The 988-nt window shown below is 77.5% G+C and carries 1 protein-coding gene and 1 pseudogene; both read left to right on the top strand.

Annotated elements, in window-relative coordinates; translation table 11 throughout:
* Positions 1 to 233 (top strand): annotated as a pseudogene (locus tag PPSIR1_RS41405) (hypothetical protein); the annotation flags it as partial.
* A partial coding sequence (locus tag PPSIR1_RS41400) for a hypothetical protein (protein WP_006977324.1) occupies positions 230 to 988 on the top strand: 759 nt, incomplete at its 3' end. The pseudogene PPSIR1_RS41405 and the gene PPSIR1_RS41400, both read left to right, overlap by 4 nt.

The raw sequence follows: 988 nt of genomic DNA, 5'->3' as shown, positions 1-988 counted from the left end.
ACCCCGAGCTGTGGCACCTGTCCGAGTTCCTGGGCAGCCACGGCGCCGCCTCGGGGCCCGTGGCCTGGGTGGTCAGCGAGCACGCCTCGCACCAGGGCTGGGCGCCGGGCCGGCGGGTGCTGGTGACCGCGAGCGGCCTGGGCGGTCGGCGGGCGGCCCTGGTGCTCGAGCACCCCGCGTCGTCGAAGGCCGGCGCGCCCGCCGAGCGCCCAGCCGGGAGCTTCGCCCTGTGAACGCCCCGCTCACGCGCCCGAGCTTCGTCGAGGAGGTCGTGTACCAGCACGCCGAGGACGCGGCCTTTGCCTGGGCTCAGCGCCATCGGGCGCTGCACTCCTCGGGGCTGGACTTCGGCGAGCTCGAGCGCCTCGACTCCAACCTGCGCGGGCACCTCGAGGGCCTGAGCCTCGCGGGGCCCGACGCGTGGCCGGTGATGCATCAGGCCTGGCGCACCTGCCTGCCGGGCGAGCGCTTCGCCATGGCCTGCGTCAGCGCGCGCCTGGGCCACGCGGACGGCTTCGAGCTCGCCCTCGAGGGCCTCGACGAACTCGAGGGCGAGGACCGGCGCGAGGCCGAGGCCGCCCTCGTCGACGCCCTCGTGTGGCTCGGCCGGCGCCCGGCCATCGCGCGCGCCCACGCCTGGATGCGCGAGCGCGACGTCCCGCGCCAGCACCTCGCCGTGCGCACGCTGGTTCAGCTGCGCGAGCCGCCTCCCTTCGACCTCCCGGCGGCGCTGCGGACCTTCGAGACCCCCGAGCTGCGCGCGGCCTTGCTCGAGCTCGCCGTGGTCCTCGGCGAGCTGCCCCCCGGGGGCGTGCACGCCGACGCGACCCACCACGCCGACGCGCGGGTGCGCTTCGCCGGCGCCCTGGGCCTGTGGCGCCGCGGTCAGCCCGAGGGCGCCCACGAGCTGCTCACCCTGGTCGACGCGGGCCCCGACACCGGCCTGTCCCCGCGCCAGCTCGACCTCGCGTGCGCCCTGGGCTTCGCG

The organism is Plesiocystis pacifica SIR-1 (genome assembly GCF_000170895.1).
Lineage (GTDB): Bacteria > Myxococcota_A > Polyangia > Nannocystales > Nannocystaceae > Plesiocystis > Plesiocystis pacifica.
The sequence above is the reverse complement of the archived record's forward strand: the minus strand, read 5'-3'. Positions and strand labels throughout refer to the sequence as shown.